Below are 15,903 nucleotides of genomic sequence, written 5' to 3' on the forward strand. Positions count from 1 at the left end.
TTCTCCCCGCTGGGCGATTGTGCAAAAATGCAAGAAATGCAAGGGGGTATTTTTCTCACGTCAAAAATTTGAATGTCCCGTGAAACATTGTTTTTTCATTGCCGTACCCGCTATAATCAGTATAGCCAGTACACCACTGCGCCACCTCTATGGAGGTGCAGTTCCATCCGTGCTGCGGCGGCACGGAAATTACGCCATCCGGAAATTCCTTAGCTCATTAGGGAATTTTCCGAGCCGCATACCGTTCCGTTACGCTGAAAATATCCCTACTGAGCCCAAGGGGGCAACCCCTTGGAGAACCCCGGAACGACTTCTAATGAAGCCGTGCGCTCCGATTGTTCCACAACATAACCACGCTTGCCCATGAGTTTCGCTGTACTCCACATCATGAAGGCAAGCGGGTCATGCACCGCCATCGCCCGACACATCGAGCGAAGCACACAGCCCGACAACGCCCACCCCGAATTGCGTCATCTCAACCGCGATGACTTCATCAAATATCCCGACGGTGTAGTAGGATTGGGCGAGGCTATCCAGCACCGCATCGACCATGCCAGGCTGACGCGCAAGGTCGGCAAGAACCAAGTCCTCGCACTCAATGTTCTGCTTTCGTCCGACGGCGAAGCCCTGCGTCGGCTTGCCGATGAAGGCAGGTTGAACGAGTGGGCGGAGGCGAGTGTCGGCTGGGCAAAGGAAACATTCGGAGCAGCCAACGTGGTGGGCGCACACCTGCACATGGACGAGCAGACACCGCACCTTCATGTGACGGTCGTGCCTATCGTGACCACCGAGAGAAGACGGAAGGCGAGCGAGGCAAAAGCCACCAAGCGTTACCGCACCAAGCCGAAGAACGGCCCCCGGCTGAGTGCCGACGACATCATGACACGCGACAACCTCACATTGTTCCAAGACACCTACGCAAAGGCGATGGAGCGTTTTGGGTTGGAGCGTGGAGTGAGAGGTTCGGAGGCGCGTCATGTTGACCAACACGAATACTACCGCGATTGCCAACGGAAGAAAAAAGACCTCGAACATGATGTAAGCCAACTTTCCATTGAGAAAAGCGTGCTGAGTATTGAGAACAGGTCGTTGAAGGCTGCAAAGGAGAAGACCGAACGGGAGACAAAGGTATTGGAGGGCAAGAAAATTCTTATTGAAGGCTACAATTCCAAGATGCTCCAAGAGAACGCTCAACTCACCGATGCCAATGAGCGGCTGCAATCCGAGAATGAATCTTTGTCCGGCAGCAATTCTTCTCTCGTTGCCCAAAATCGGGAACTCACCGAGGTAAAGGAGCGCGTATCCGGCGAACTTGCCGTTATAGAATCCGACAGGAAAAAACTCACCGCCGAGAAAAAGGCTTGTGAGGAAGAAACGGAAACGGCAAAGAGGGAAACCGAGGTAGCCAAGAGGGAGGCGGCAGAGGCGAAAGCCGAACGCGACAGGCAGAAGAAAGAGGCGGTGAGCAACATCGCCAACATCTTCACCGGGTCAAAGACCAAGCGGCTTGAATCCGAAATTGCCGACCGCGACCGCACCATTGAGAACCTGAAATTGCAGATGTCCTCTCAAAGAGAAACGAGCAGCCGTGAAATCGGCAATCTCCGTGACAGTATGCGCCGTCAGCAGGAACAGCATGATAGTTTCAAACGTGGCTTCGATTCTCAGATGAGCCGAATTGAAAAATACTTTCCGTCTGTAAAGTTGCTCATGCCCGCAATTCTTGATTGCGAGAGCGTGAGAATGTCTGAGGGAACAATCAAGGCTTTGCTTGACTGTAACCCCCGCGTATTCAATTCCGGGCAAAAACTATACGACCCGACAAAACAGGAATACGCGGATGTTGGAGGCACTGAAGTTCAAATCAAGCCCGACCCGAAGGACGGCAACCAATTCCGTCTGTATATTAACGGCAAGAATATTTTTCAGTGGTTCAAAGACCTGTGGCAATCACTGAAACAAACCATAAGCCGAGGAATGCGCCGTTAAAAAAAGCCGCCGACTAAACTCGGCGGCTTTCATCTAATTTTCAATTAGGTACTTATCTTCAATTGCTTTAACAAGTCTTGATACAGCAGGAGATATGGGTTGTAAATCTTTTGGGTATTGGAATGACAACCGACCGTAATCTTTTTGGAACTCTTTATATTCATCAATAGTGCAATTAGTTAGATCTACGGGATATAATTCCAAGTAGGAGTTCATGTCTATTGGATGGGTAGTATTGAAAATCTTTTTAATCCATTTTCCTTTACCAACAAGATGTATATTGTAAGTCCCGCTTATAAAATCCTGAATTCCAACAGAATTAGAGCCATTGTCTGCGAAAGTCAAATTCCAAGTTCCATTATCAATGTCAACAGTCATTCCAATAAGCTTAAATATAAAGGGAGACCATTTTCGGTTTTTGTGATTACTCAATACATCGGCTGTCTTTGTAAAGATATTATTTTTTCTTTTAAATACGAATTGAGGCCCATATTTACCATAAATTGTATCAGTTTCTTCGCCAGCTTTAATTGCCTCTGGATAGACTATTTTATCCGTCGGAACAAACGCCATAAAATCATACCACGAAAGTTCAGCAATATCATCATCATATTTAGGAATAAAGATACTATCATTGCCATTTTTAGAAATACGTGCATATCGCTTATAACCCTTTGCGGTTGGTCTTGCATCAAAACTTTTATAACCTTTGACCTTACCATCAGCAACAAATGCTTCTGCCATATACTCACAGTAATATTGCATGGTGTCTGACCCCGCGATTCCACTGCTATATTCACGAGCAAAACACAAAATTCGTTTTATTGGACGTTCTATTGGCTGAATAATTACTTCGCTCAATTCGTATGTCGCAGGACTAAGTTTAATAGTATCTGTAGGTGAGATTGTTACAGGTTTATATCCCATATAACGGATTGTGATTTGCATATCTCCTTGATTGTCTACAGAAATACATCCGTCATCATCTGTTATGCCTATTATAATACCGTATTTGTCTATCACAGTTGCCCCTGCTAATGGAGAGTTGTCGTTTTTGTCAACGACACTTATTGAAGTTTTAGCAGACACCACACCATAGCATATGGATATTATGCTCAGTAAAATTATATAGTATTTCATAATTATATATTAGTAGTTTTGTGTATTGTAATAATCTGGTTGTCAGTTGAATATGGGCGTGTTTGTGGGGTATTGCGTTGCTGAAAGAGTTATTTTGGCATCTTGTTTACATTCCATGTCAATCAAGACACCTCTACTCCTCTCAGTTTCATCTGCATATTCGTTCATTTTGACAATAAGCATATTAGGGCAATCACGTTTTCAAGTTCAAGATAAGCATAATGCTTCTTATTTTCCAAAATGTCGTGACAAGATATATCTCATCAAGTGCAAATATACGGATTTTATTTGTGACGGAAAGTGCCTTGTAAAAGAATTTTAGGCAAACAAATAGAATTAAATAAAACTAATAGACCTTAAAAATCGCTAAATCAACACTATCGGTTTGCCTTTATTTTGCCGATTAGTACACTTTTAGTACACCTCCAAACAAAAATAATGACTGAAAATCAAGCGATTAACAGTCATTATCAGTACCCAGACCCGGGATCGAACCGGGATGGATTGCTCCACTGGTGTTTGAGACCAGCGCGTCTACCGATTCCGCCATCTGGGCTTCTTTGCGGTGCAAAGGTAATGACAATTTTTCTCTTGTGCAATATCGGAGCGACTAATTTTGTGACAACAGGCAATTTTGACAGCTGTTTTTGATGTAGGAACAAGTGTTGATAATGGTTGAAATGGTTGTATAACATGACTATGTGTGATGACATATTTATATTTATAGGTGATAAATATTAGAAAAATGAATGCGTTATGAAATATTTTAAAGAAAATTGCTAAAATATTTGCTATTTTAATATCATTTGACTTATTTTGTGCCAAATGATTTTAACTTATTGTTGTTATGAGTTTCTTTACAGCTAAAAAGATTGATTTAGGATGGCTCACGGCATTTGTGCTTATGATTGCCATTAGCGTTGTTGGCTTGTTTGTTAGTCCCGGAGAAGGCATTTTCGATATGCCTAACGATCATCTGTATGCCAATGTGGCATGGATGATAACCGCTACTATTTTTGTGTTGATGATGACTCCGGGGCTTTCGTTTTTCTACGGAGGCATGGTCAGGGTCAAGAATGTGATTTCGACGATGCTTCAAAGTTTCATTGTCATGGGATTTGTAAGTGTAATCTGGGTTGTGTTTGGGTTCAGCCTCGCTTTCGGAAATGATGTGTGGCATGTCATAGGCAATCCTGCCGACTTCTTCATGTTTGAGAATGTGGGAGTGCTCAATGTCACCGATCCGAGCCGTGAGGGCATGAGTCAGATTGGCATTGCCACGACCACGATTCCGCTTGCGTTGTTTGCGCTGTTTCAGATGAAATTTGCCATCATCACCCCGTCGCTTATCACCGGATCCTTTGCCGAGCGAGTGCATTTTGCGGGCTATCTGCTGTTTATGGTGTTGTGGACGGTGTTTGTCTACTGTCCTCTTGCTCACTGCACGTGGCACCCTGACGGCTTGTTTGCCATGCTTCATGTGCATGACTATGCCGGAGGCATCGTGGTTCATGCCGCATCGGGTATTGCGGCTCTTGCCGGAGCGATATTTCTCGGCAAGCGTTCATCGAAGCGTGACGCCAAGCCGGCCAATGTGCCGTTTGTGTTGCTTGGAGCTGCGTTGCTGTGGCTGGGATGGTTCGGATTCAACGGCGGTAGCTCGCTTGCCGCCGACGGCATCGCGGTTTCGGCATTCTTGAACACCAACACTGCAGCTGCAACGGCCATGGTTACATGGGTGGTGTTTGACGCATTGCGCGGCCACAAGCCGTCGGCAATGGGAGCGGCCATCGGTGCCGTTGTGGGGCTGGTCGCCATCACTCCGTGTGCCGGATGGGTCACTGTGGGACAGAGCGTGTTCATAGCCTTCGTGATAACGATATGCTGCAACATGGCAGTGAGCTGGAAGAGTTACGGACAGATGCTTGACGATGCACTCGATGTGTTTCCCACTCACGGACTTGGCGGAATTCTGGGAACGGTGCTGACAGGAATATTCGCATACGACTTTTTTGCAGCCGGCGATGCCGAGATGATTTCGCGCACCGAATTTTTCTGGAATCACATCCTGGTGCTTTTGATGGTGTTTGCCTATACGTTTTTAATGAGTTACGGTCTTTATTGGATAACCAACAAGTTGGTTCCGCTGCGAGTTTCACGCCGCAGCGAGGAAATCGGCCTTGACCGCTCGCAACATGACGAGGAGTACGGCATAGAGGGCGTCACGGGCCTTGCCGAGGATACCCCTACAGTCGATGAGTGGTTCAGAGGCATGGAGGAGAGTTGATCCCCTAACCGAAGGGAGTCTAATCCTTATCATTATTTCGGTTCAAAATCCGGTTGCGGCCATGATGTCGCGGCCGGATTTTGTACTTTAATCATGTCACGCACTCTTTTTTAATGACATGACGATAACTTTCGGCTCGATTTTTGTTATATAGGATAGAAAAAGAATATTAACATACAAAATTCAAGTATTATGAACGAAAACCATAAATCGGGTTTTGTTAACATCGTAGGCAATCCAAATGTGGGAAAATCGACGCTTATGAACGACCTTGTGGGTGAGCGTATAAGTATAATAACCTCAAAGGCGCAGACTACGCGTCACCGCATAATGGGCATAGTCAACACCGACGACTACCAGATAGTGTTCTCCGACACCCCCGGAGTGCTGAAGCCCAACTATAAGATGCAGGAAGCTATGCGTGAGTTCTCGGAGGGTGCATTGACCGACGCCGATGTGCTGCTCTATGTGACCGATGTTGTAGAGGATCCCACCAAGAATGCCGACTTCCTCGCAAAGGTGGCAAAGGAAACCGTGCCCGTGCTGCTTGTCATCAACAAGATTGACTTGCTGAAGGGCAACGATGAACTGGAGTCGATAGTGGGTCGCTGGAAAGATCTGCTTCCCAACGCCGAGGTGTTCCCCACATCGGCCAAGCTGAAGTTTAACACCGACACGCTGATGAACCGCATCATCGAGCTGCTTCCCGTGGCTCCGCCATATTTCGGTAAGGATGCGCTGACCGACAAGCCGGCCCGATTCTTCGTCACCGAGATAATCCGCGAGAAGCTGTTGCTGAATCTCGACAAGGAGGTGCCTTACTCGGTTGAGGTCGTGGTGGAGAAATTTGAGGAAAAGGAGGACTCCATCCACATAATGACAGTGATCTACGTTGAGCGTGACTCACAGAAGGGCATTATCATAGGCAAGGGCGGCACAATGCTCAAGCGCATAGGCACCGAGGCCCGCAAGGACATCGAAACCTTCTTTGGCAAGCACGTTTATCTCGAACTGTTTGTCAAGGTGGAGAAGGACTGGCGCAACCGCGAAAACAAGCTGCGTTCGTTCGGATACATAGAGTGACGACTGCCTGCCACCGGGCGGCATGTCACGCGACAGCATAAATCCACAGATGTAAAAAAATGAGAATCGGAGGAGCCGTTTTACCGACTTCTCCGATTCTGCTGTCTTTAAGGATTGTTGTTGCTTTTATTCAATCAGTTGTTCCAACCGGCAGGCATTGTTATTGACTCCCAGCTGCGGGCGAGCAGTGCGAGATTGGCACCGCTGTAGTAGGCGAGCTGCTGAAGGAACACTACATCGTCGCCGTCGACATAGGACTGGCTCAGATTGGGAAGATAGTAGGTGAGGTCGCCTTGGTCGTAGTAGCCTGTGGCCTGAAGCGGGTAGTACTGTACCTGCGAGTAGGTGTCGTCGAGCATGAACCAGATGTTGTAGCCTGTCGCGATGAGATTCTCAAGCATGAAGGCTTGAGGATTCTCCTGTGCGCGATAGACGGGCTGAGGCCACTGGTCGCCGAATATGTTGGTAGTGTAGACACCGTCGCCTATGTAGTTCCATGTGAAGTCTTTGTACAGGCTGACTGTGATTGCGCCGATTCCCGAAATCGAAGTGTCATCATCGGTAATTGCCAGTTTCACTGTTATGTCCTCGGCAAACGGGATGGATGCTGCATCGACAGTTATAGGATATTCCACGCAGCTGACTCCGGCAGGGAATGTGACCTGCGAGGGGCATGAGATTCCCGCAGCGTCGGTTGTGGCGGTTACGGGGAGTGTAGCCTCGCCGTTGGAGTCGTCACGTGTTATCTGAACCGTTATGGTCGACGGGAAATCGGGACTGCTGTACTTGTAGGATACGCTCGATTGCTGGAAGCTGAACTTGTTGTCGGCTTCGGAATACTGATCCCAGTATCCGTCCTCGCTGCACGACGACAATGCGGCCATTGCAGCCAGGGCAAAAACAATATGTGATTTTAAGAATTTCATTATTCTGAATGGTTAAAGTTGAGTGATTGTTACTTCACCGCACTCGGGCGTGTAGCCGCAGGATTGATTTCTCCGAGCAGCGGGTTGCCGTTTTGCTCGCCTTGCGGAATCTGGAAAATCAGACACGGGTCGCCGGCGGGGATGTTGTAGGTCTGCGCTGCGGCAAATCCGGCTCCTCGGCGATCAACACCTCTCTTGAGGCGCATCATGTCGTACCATCCGAGTCCCTCGCCCCAGAATTCGATGCGACGCTGGCGATATACTTCATTCTGTACTCCTTCGGCCGATGCCTCGGTGCACACATAATCGGGGTCGCGATAGGTCTGGACGAAGTTGGTGAGTGTCTGTGCTCCGAGCGACGGGTTTCCACCCATTGCCTGAGCCTCGGCGATGATGTGATACATCTCCTCGACACGCATCAGCGGCACATCGCAGGCGTTGTTGCTCTGGTACATCAGATTCTCATAAGGAGCATACTTTACCTGGAGGTAGCTGCTTGAGCCTCCCGAAAGGTAGTAGAGATACTCGTCACACTGCATCTGTCCCTTGTACCATGATTGCTTGGACAGAGAGCTTGACACGGGAAGTGACGCTATGCCGGCATAGCTGCCATTTCCGCTCTCGTCGATCCACCATCCGCTGCGCACATCAGTTTTCGAGAGTGTGCGGTAAAGATTCTGGTTGACGCGGCGCCATCCGCCTACTGATGCATATCCGTAGCAGAGCGAACCCATCATCGACGGGAAGTTGCATATACCTGTGGTGACGCAACGGTCGGACGGCTCGATGTTGACCGACCACATCCATGAGTGCTCGCTTCCCGAGTTGAAAGCAGGAGCCGAAAGCTCGTCAAAGCTGTAGGGAGTGGCCTTGGAGTTGGTGATGGCATATTGAGCGTCGGCTGCGGCCTCGTCCCAACGGCCCATGCACATGTAGACACGTGCACGTAGTCCGTGAGCGGTGGAGGCGGTGACAAATTTCTTGTCGTTGCGTGAGGTGGTGCCGAGTCGGCCCGAGTTTTCAAGAAGTTCGATTGCGGTGTTGATGTCGCCCAGAATCTGAGTGTAGACATCCTCAACCGATGCGCGGGGCATTCCGTTGGCGGCAGCCTCGGCTTCGTTCTGCTCGGTGATTATGGGCACGCAGGGCTTGGTTTCGTTGCCGAGGTAGGTGTGCTGATAGAGCTGTGCGAGTACGTGGTAGTCGAAAGCTCTCACGGCGTAGGCCTGACCGAGATAGTACATGTTGGTCTTGTCGGTCGACTCTTTGTCGAGCGATGAGATGAGGCTGTTGCAGGCATATATCTGCTTGTACATCGTGTACCATATAATGTTGGTAATCGATGAACCTGCGGTAATGTCGCTGTAGGCCACCTGTGCGTAATAACGGTTGTAGCCGGTGTAGGCGCTCACCATGTCGGCGCCTCTCACATCGAGAGCAAGCATTATCGAGGGGTATCCGAAATCGGTGTGCTCGTCGGAGTAGACCTTTCCGTATTGCTTGAAGTTACTTGCTATGGTGTTGACTCCGGCCTCGGCCATTGCCGGGTTTCCTCCAAGCACCTCCTCGCGCTGGTCGGAGGTGATGGTGCTTCCCATCGGGGCGGTGTCGAGGTCGTTGCATCCGACCACGGCGATTCCCGCAACGGCTATGGAAAATATCTTGTTAAGCAGTTTCATTGTTCAATAAAATTCAATTGGTTGTTAATCATTATCAGAACACGACTTTCACGCCACCCGATATGCAACGCATTGCAGTGTAGGTTGATGTTGTCGATGATGTGTAGCTCTGTCGCGGGTCAAGGCCCTTGCGTGCGCTCCAAAGAGCGAGGTTGTCGGCTGCTCCGTATACGCGTATGCTTTCGATGCCTATGCGCTTGGTGACGGAAGAGGGCAGCGTGTAACCCAAGGTGATGTTGTTGATGGCAAGGTAGTTGGATGTTATAAGACCGCGAGTTGTCGTGTAGTTGAAGAAGGGGTAGGCTTCCTCGGCGTCAAGACGGGGAACATCGGTGTAGGGATTCTCGGGTGTCCATGCGTTGAGAATGTCCTTGTGGAATGTCTGTCCGTATTCGCCCGATGTGCCGGTACCCATCATTTCCTGATAGCCCGAATCGAATATCTTGCCTCCGAGCTGGTAGGAGCATGCTATGGCGAGGTCGAAACCGTAGACTTTCAGCGTAGTTCCGAAACCTCCGTAGACTACGGGAAGAAGGTTGCCGGTGGCGCAGCGGTTGGCCTGGGCTCCCGAAGCGGTGTCGCCGTTGTAGGCTACCGACCAGTCGGTGGTGGGGAACTCGTTGCCTTCAGCGTCCTTGCCCCAGTAGAGTGCGCGTCCTGTTGCGGGATCCACGCCTGCATACTTGACCATGTAGAGCTGATACATCGACTCGCCTTCGCGGTAGATGCGTGAGCCCGAGATGAGTTCTCCTTCAAGTTCGGGAGCGAGTTTCAGGATCTTGTTGTTGACAAATGTAGCGTTATAGTTGATGTCCCATGTGATGTTGCGTGTGGTTACGGGACGGTAGTTCAGCTCTATTTCAAAACCGCTGTTGCGCATCGAGCCGATGTTCATCGGTATCGATGAGTAACCGAGCGACGGAGCCACGGGCTTGTTGTAGAGCATGTCGCTCGTCTGGCGGTTGAAGAATTCAGCGCTACCGCTGAGCATTCCCTTCCACAGGCTGAAGTCGACGCCTACGTTGAATGCGTTGGATGTTTCCCATGTGAGGTCGGGATTTCCCTTGTAGCTCAGCAGTCCGTCGCTCCACTCGGTGGCACCTGAAATGGTGAACTGGTCGAGGTAGGCGTAGTTGTTGCCTATGCCGTCGTTACCCTGCTGGCCGAATGACGCGCGCAGTTTCAACTGGTCGAGCCACTCGCTTGTCGACATCATGAATGCTTCGTGGGCAATGTCCCAGGCTGCCGACACGGAGTAGAAGTTACCCCAGCGGTTCTTGGGATGGAAGCGTGACGAACCGTCGCGACGGTAGCTGAAGCTTGCGAAGTACTTGCTGTCGAAGTCGTAGTTGATGCGTCCGAAGTAACCGCGGGTAGAGTAGGCACCGTAGGAGCCGTAGCCCTTGCGTCGGTCGTCGTTGAGGGTGTTGTTTACCGCCCAGCTGCCGGGATTGTAGAGGTTGTTACCGATGGCCTGGGTGTACTCGTCGTTCCACTCGTAGCTTTCGTAACCGAGGAGGAAGTCAAAAGTGTGCTTGTCGAAGAATGTCTTGCGGTAGTTGGCAAGTGCCTGCAGGTTGAGTCCCTTGATGCGCTCGGCCACCTGAAGAGCTTGACCGTTGTAGGATGCCGACTGTCCGTAGAGGGGATTGGATATGATGTGGGTGCGGGTGTTGTCGATTGTCAATCCCACGTTGCCGGTAATCGAGAGGCCTTCGATGGGTGTAATCTGTACAAACCACTTTCCGTTGAACAGGTCGGTGAGATACTCCTCGGTGTCGTAGAGAAGCGACGACGCGGGGTTGGCCATCGACATGTAGGCGCGGGTGAAGTTGGTGCTCTGTCCGTCACCGTAGTCATATACAGGACGGTTGTAGGTAGTGTTCATCATCAGCGAGCCGTCGGCGTTGCGCACGAAGATGGGGTAGACGGGTGCAATGTAGTTGGCCACCTGGAAGGCGTTGCCCGATGAACCGCTTTCGGTCTGCAGGTCGGGATACTTTGACTTGCTGAACGAGTAGGAGATGTTGGTGCCGATCTTCAGCCACTTCTTGGCCTGATACTCGACGCTTGCACGTGTCGACAGACGGTCGAATGCCGAGTTGTCGATGATACCCTCGTCGTTGAGGTAGGCGGCCGACACGTAATAGTTGAATCGGTCATTGCCTCCCGACACGCTCACGTTGTACTCCTGACGGAGTCCGTTGCGGAATGTGGCCTTGCTCCAGTCGTCGGGGGTGTAATAGTAGGTGCCGTCGCTGTAGCCACGTGTGGCGTTGGGGTTGAATGTTCCGTCGGGGTTGATGAGCGACTGTCCGTCGGGAATTGTGTAGATCAGATAACCTATGGGGCCGTTCTCGGAAGTGTCGAGAAGCTTGCGGTTGGCGTAGACATGTGCGTCGGCAGCGCTGTAGCCGAGGTGGTATATGGCTGCGTTACGCTGAGCCGCATAGGTGAGCTCCATGAACTGCTCGGGGCTTGTGATGACATCGTAGTTTGACACCTGGCGTGAGTTGGAACCCCAGCGGGCGTCAAATGTCACCTTGGCGTTGCCTTCCTTGCCTCGCTTTGTGGTGATGAGGATTACACCGTTGGCACCGCGCGCTCCGTAAAGGGCGGCTGCGGCTGCGTCCTTGAGCACAGTCATCGACTCGATGTCGGCTGGATTGAGTCCTGCGATGTCGCCGTCGTAGGGCATTCCGTCAAGCACATAGAGGGGAGTCATGGATGCGTTGATTGAGCCCACACCGCGTATGCGCACGGTCGACGATGTACCGGGCTGGCCGTTGCTGTTGAGTGTCTGCACACCGGCCACCGTACCGCTGAGGGCGTTGGTGATGTTGGACACGAGGCGATCCTCGATGTCGGCTGCGCTTACCACTGATGCCGCACCGGTGTAGGCCGATTTCTTGGCTGTGCCGTAAGCTACTACCATGACTTCGTCAAGCTTGTTCTCCGAGTTGGTAAGACGGATGGTCATGTGCCCGTCGGTGATGGGCACCTCCTGCGTGAGCATTCCCACGTAGGATACCAGGAGTTTAGTGACGCTTGACGACACTTTCAATGAAAATTCGCCTTCGATGTCGGTAGCAGTTCCGAGGCCGCCACCTACGGGGAGGATGGTCGCGCCGGGAAGCGGCTCGCCGTCGCCGGCATACACGACTGTTCCCGTCACGGTGCGTGTCTGTGCCGACACGGCCGTCACGGTCAGGAGTGCAAAAAGTAAAAGAATGAACTTCTTCATACTACAATTTTTAATTAGACATATAAAGTTTTTAAATGTTGTATAGAACTGAGCTTAATGTTAAGCCTTATTTGCACATTTGGATAGTATCTTTTGCCGAGAGATACTAATCGGTGATTCTGTGCGCGTCTAATCAAACGATTCCCACTGCGTTACTTCCCGCTTTTGCAACATCAATTGTGTTAAAATAGTGCTATTTGAGCCATAAAATGTGAAATTTTCCTGTTAGCTTATTTTATTTAAAATGACAAAATGGATTTTTGAACATGAATAATTTTAGATACGTATAAATATGTGATTATTAGGAGCATATCGGTGGTGAAATGTGCAAATGAGTGCGTTTTCAACGGTGCCAAAATGTTAAAACAAAGAAAAAAAATGCTACAAATTGTTTATATTACAGCTTTTTGTACTAACTTTGTAAGGTGTTTTAGTATCTCTCGGCAAGAGATACTACGTGTAAGTGCAAATAAGGCTTAACATTAAGCTCAGTTCTATACAACATTTAAAAACTTTATATGTCTAATTAAAAATTGTAGTATGAAGAAGTTCATTCTTTTACTTTTTGCACTCCTGACCGTCGTATCGGTTTCGGCGCAAAGCCGCAGCATACGCGGAACAGTCGTGTCGGCGGCTGACGGCGAGCCTCTCGTGGGCGCGACGGTAGTCCCGGTGGGAGGCGGCAGCGGAACGGCTACCGACCTTGACGGAAAATTCCACCTGACAGTATCCAACAAAGTAAGTCAGCTGACGGTTTCCTATATAGGAATGAAGCCGGTGACCGTGCCCGTACAGGACAACATGACCATTCGTCTTGAAACCTCGGACACTCGCCTCGACGAAGTAGTGGTGACCGGTTACGGTTCGGGCAAGAAGCTCGGTTCGATCGTCGGTTCAGTGGCTGTTATCGGTGAGCAGAATTTCGAGAACCTTACCACTCCTACTTTCGTAGACGCCCTTCAGGGTCAGGTGGCCGGTCTTTCGATTTTCTCGTCATCGGGTGACCCCTCTTCGGTTGACAACCAGATTCGTCTTCGTGGTTTGAACTCTCTTAACGCAGGCACCACTCCGTTGTTTATCCTCGACGGTGCCCCCGTTACCCAGACAGTGTTCACGACCCTTAACCCTAACGACATCGAGAGCATCACCGTGTTGAAGGATGCCGCATCGGTAGCCATCTACGGTTCACGTGCTGCCAACGGTGTTATCGTTATCACCTCAAAGAAAGGTAAATACGGACAGCAGGCCCGCGTTACCATCCGTGCAAAGTATGGTTGGTCGCAGCTTACTCCCGACAAGGTCGACATGATGAACTCTGACCAGTACATCGAGTATCGCGACAAAATCGGTCAGCCTGTTTCTCAAGGCATCAAGGATCTCGTAAACAAGCATGGCATCTCCACCAACTGGCGTGATGAGATATTCGACGGCAGCGCTCCCACCTATTCACTTGAAGGAGCTGTTACCGGCGGTACCGAGCGTACATCTTATTATATATCGCTCAACCACCTGAATCAGGAAGGTATCATCGCTCAGTCGGGCATGCGTCGTGAAACTATGCGCGTAAGCGTTGACTCAAAGGTTACCGACTGGTTCCGCGTAGGCTTGCAGACCAACCTCGGTTATACCAAGTATGAAACCAACAACGAGTCAGGTGCATCCTACTCGGGCGACGGTCTCTATGCTACCAACCCGATGGTGTTTGCCCGCAAGGCTCTCCCTTACGATTCTCCTTATTATTATACATTCGACGACAATGGTAATATAATGTGGGGCGACCGTGCCGAATATCTACACTATTCCGGTATGCCTACTCCCGACTACATCCGTAGCGGCCGTAGCGTGCTTCGCAATCGTCTTACTATCAACGCCGCTCTCTATGAGGCGTTCACTCCCATAAAGGGTCTTACCCTCCGCGCTCAGCAGGCTGTCGACGCTTACGACACCCGACTGAAGAACCTCGGTTTCCCGAACGAAACCCTCTACACCCCGATGGGCGATGTATATGCCAACGGTGGTACTGCCGGCGAGCTTGTAACCGGTTACAACCAGCAGTCATTCTCACGCTACTATGCGTTTACCTACACCAACACTGCCGAGTATAACTTCAACATCGCCGATGTTCACAATGTAAGAGCTCTCGTCGGTGAAGAGTCGATCATCTCTCAGAGCGAAGGCTTCGGAGTATTCTCGGAAGGTCAGAGCGACCGTCGTCAGATGCTCCTCACTCAGGGTACAAGCGTCGCCATCAGCGACTTGAGCGAAAGCCTCGTTCGCACTGTGATGAACTCTATATTCGCTCAGCTCAGCTACGACTACGACAGCAAGTATTTCTTTGACTTCACTTATCGTCGCGACGGTAGCTCGAAGTTTGCTCCCGGTCACCGTTGGGCCAACTTCTTCTCGGTAGGCGGTATGTGGAACATCAAGTCAGAGAAGTTCCTCCAGCCCTACACATGGCTCGACGACCTTAAGTTCCGCATCAGCTACGGTACTACAGGTAACTCTTCAATCGACAACTATATGTACTACGGCCTCATCGGTGCCGGAAAAGTATATAACGGACAAGGCTCACTCGGCATCTCACAGGCCGCCAACAGCGACCTCACCTGGGAAACCGTGAAGTCATTTGACCTCGGCTTGAACTTCGGCCTCTTCAACATCCTTGATGTCGATGTCGACTTCTACAACAAGCAGACTTGCGACATGCTTCTTGAGATTCCTTACAGCTACACTACCGGTTTCGACGGTGGCTGGGGTAACGTAGGCGGTATGCGCAACCGTGGTGTCGATGTTGATGTAAAGGCCAACATCATCAATACCCGTGACTGGACATGGAATGTTCGCGCCAACTTCAACTACAACAAGAATGAGATCACCGACCTCTACGACGGTCTTGATGAACTTCCGTTCCTCAACGCCAACGTTATCTATAAGGTCGGTCACGATGCAGGTTCGTTCTATTGCGTGAAGTACGCAGGTGTTGACCCCCGCGACGGTCAGCAGATGTGGTACACCAAGGACGGCAACCTCACCAAGGTGTTTAACGAAACCCGCGATTCACAGATTCTTGACAAGTCGCAGTATTCACCCTGGTCGGGCGGTTTCGGAACCGACTTGCGCTGGAAGGGTCTTTCACTCCGCATGGACTTCACCTGGGCAGCCAAGAAGTACATGATCAACAACGATCTCTACTTCATCACCAACAATAACTTTGCTACATCCTACAACCAGCGCGTTGAGATGCTTAACGTGTGGACCAAGCCCGGTGACATCACCGACATCCCTGCTCCCGGTCAGGCTCTCCAGTTTGACGACCGCTGGCTTGAGGACGCTTCATTCGTTCGTCTGAAGAACCTCACTCTTCAGTACTCACTTCCTAAGGCATGGGTGAAGAAAGCTTGTCTGTCAGGCGTAAATCTTCACTTCACCGGCCGCAACCTGTTGACCTTCACTTCGTTCACCGGCTACGACCCCGAGCCCGAACGCAACCTTGTGGCATTCTTCTATCCCAATACCCGTCAGTACGAGTTTGGTATTGAAGTTAGTTTCTAA

General features: G+C 50.3%; 8 protein-coding genes and 1 tRNA gene. 4 read left to right on the top strand and 5 right to left on the bottom strand.

All coding sequences use genetic code 11. The features are described 5' to 3' along the window. Nucleotides 1–363 precede the first annotated feature (363 nt). A complete protein-coding gene (mobV, locus tag E5354_RS05540; protein ID WP_135946719.1) occupies nt 364–1,989 on the top strand; it encodes a MobV family relaxase in 1,626 nt (541 codons plus the stop codon). A gap of 33 nt (nt 1,990–2,022) precedes the next feature. On the opposite strand, the gene E5354_RS05545 is transcribed toward mobV, so the two are convergent. Both E5354_RS05545 and E5354_RS05550 read right to left on the bottom strand, forming a co-directional pair. Next, the gene (locus E5354_RS05545; protein ID WP_135946720.1) at nt 2,023–3,129 is read right to left on the bottom strand and encodes a carboxypeptidase-like regulatory domain-containing protein; all 1,107 of its coding nucleotides are present in this window, start codon (nt 3,127–3,129) and stop codon (nt 2,023–2,025) included. A gap of 474 nt (nt 3,130–3,603) precedes the next feature. Then, nucleotides 3,604–3,685, bottom strand: a tRNA-Leu gene (locus E5354_RS05550). A gap of 291 nt (nt 3,686–3,976) precedes the next feature. Between E5354_RS05550 and E5354_RS05555 the strand changes: the two genes are divergently transcribed. Together E5354_RS05555 and era are read left to right on the top strand one after the other, a co-directional pair. Beyond that, on the top strand, nt 3,977–5,416 hold the full coding sequence (locus E5354_RS05555; RefSeq protein ID WP_135946721.1) for an ammonium transporter: 1,440 nt from the start codon (nt 3,977–3,979) through the stop codon (nt 5,414–5,416). A 192-nt stretch (nt 5,417–5,608) separates the two neighbouring features. Beyond that, complete coding sequence (era, locus tag E5354_RS05560; RefSeq protein ID WP_123395590.1) at nt 5,609–6,499, top strand: GTPase Era; 891 nt, start codon at nt 5,609–5,611, stop codon at nt 6,497–6,499. Nucleotides 6,500–6,633: 134 nt separating this feature from the next. Here era and E5354_RS05565 read toward each other — a convergent pair whose 3' ends face one another. Genes E5354_RS05565 through E5354_RS05575 form a run of 3 tightly spaced genes read right to left on the bottom strand, consistent with a single transcriptional unit; the run spans nt 6,634 to nt 12,348 of the window. After that, nucleotides 6,634–7,425 (bottom strand): hypothetical protein, encoded by a 792-nt coding sequence (locus E5354_RS05565; protein WP_135946722.1) that lies wholly within the window; start codon nt 7,423–7,425, stop codon nt 6,634–6,636. A gap of 29 nt (nt 7,426–7,454) precedes the next feature. Next, nucleotides 7,455–9,104: a RagB/SusD family nutrient uptake outer membrane protein gene (locus E5354_RS05570; RefSeq protein WP_135946723.1), complete on the bottom strand. Its 1,650-nt coding sequence runs from the start codon at nt 9,102–9,104 to the stop codon at nt 7,455–7,457. Between the two features lie 34 nt (nt 9,105–9,138). Next, nucleotides 9,139–12,348 (bottom strand): SusC/RagA family TonB-linked outer membrane protein, encoded by a 3,210-nt coding sequence (locus tag E5354_RS05575; RefSeq protein WP_135946724.1) that lies wholly within the window; start codon nt 12,346–12,348, stop codon nt 9,139–9,141. A 540-nt stretch (nt 12,349–12,888) separates the two neighbouring features. Between E5354_RS05575 and E5354_RS05580 the strand changes: the two genes are divergently transcribed. Continuing rightward, nucleotides 12,889–15,903, top strand: coding sequence for a SusC/RagA family TonB-linked outer membrane protein (locus E5354_RS05580; RefSeq protein WP_135946725.1), 3,015 nt, complete (start codon nt 12,889–12,891; stop codon nt 15,901–15,903).

The organism is Muribaculum sp. NM65_B17 (genome assembly GCF_004793735.1).
In the GTDB taxonomy this organism is placed as follows: domain Bacteria; phylum Bacteroidota; class Bacteroidia; order Bacteroidales; family Muribaculaceae; genus Muribaculum; species Muribaculum gordoncarteri.

What these genes read in the sequence shown, in the direction of transcription:
- mobV (WP_135946719.1), top strand. Translation starts at nt 364, where the DNA reads ATGAGTTTCGCTGTACTCCACATCATGAAGGCAAGCGGGTCATGCACC.
- E5354_RS05545 (WP_135946720.1), bottom strand. Translation starts at nt 3,129, where the DNA reads ATGAAATACTATATAATTTTACTGAGCATAATATCCATATGCTATGGT.
- E5354_RS05555 (WP_135946721.1), top strand. Translation starts at nt 3,977, where the DNA reads ATGAGTTTCTTTACAGCTAAAAAGATTGATTTAGGATGGCTCACGGCA.
- era (WP_123395590.1), top strand. Translation starts at nt 5,609, where the DNA reads ATGAACGAAAACCATAAATCGGGTTTTGTTAACATCGTAGGCAATCCA.
- E5354_RS05565 (WP_135946722.1), bottom strand. Translation starts at nt 7,425, where the DNA reads ATGAAATTCTTAAAATCACATATTGTTTTTGCCCTGGCTGCAATGGCC.
- E5354_RS05570 (WP_135946723.1), bottom strand. Translation starts at nt 9,104, where the DNA reads ATGAAACTGCTTAACAAGATATTTTCCATAGCCGTTGCGGGAATCGCC.
- E5354_RS05575 (WP_135946724.1), bottom strand. Translation starts at nt 12,348, where the DNA reads ATGAAGAAGTTCATTCTTTTACTTTTTGCACTCCTGACCGTGACGGCC.
- E5354_RS05580 (WP_135946725.1), top strand. Translation starts at nt 12,889, where the DNA reads ATGAAGAAGTTCATTCTTTTACTTTTTGCACTCCTGACCGTCGTATCG.